The 412-nt window shown below is 71.8% G+C and carries 1 pseudogene; it reads left to right on the forward strand.

From position 1 onward, the window contains the following. Positions 1–412, forward strand: a pseudogene (locus AB4Z38_RS25835) (HNH endonuclease signature motif containing protein); the annotation flags it as partial.

Consider the following 412-nt stretch of genomic DNA (forward strand, 5'->3'; position numbering starts at 1 on the left):
TCGGCGCCTGCCGGCTCGCCCTGGCCACGGGGTCCCTGCCCGCCACGGGCGGCCACCGCCCGCAGATCCTGGCCACCATCGACCACCGCGAACTCTTCCCCCCACACAGCCGGGACCCGCAGTCCGGTCAAGCTGCGCAGTCCGGTCAACCCTCGCCGAGCGGGCCATCTTCAAAGGTCGGTCAGCCCGCCCTGTTCAACCGCCCCCGGCAAGGCAGCGGCACCGGGTCCTTCACGTTCACCGGGCCCGTCCCGGCGGCAACATTGCGCACACTCGCCTGCGACGCGGACATCATCCCCGTGGTCCTGGGCAGCGAGGGCCAGGTCCTGGACATCGGACGGGCCTCCAGGGTCTTCCCGCCGCAGATCCGCAAAGCCATCACCGCGCGGGACAAAGGCTGCGCTTTCCCCGG

This window comes from Arthrobacter sp. 2RAF6, assembly GCF_052115205.1.
Lineage (GTDB): Bacteria > Actinomycetota > Actinomycetes > Actinomycetales > Micrococcaceae > Arthrobacter.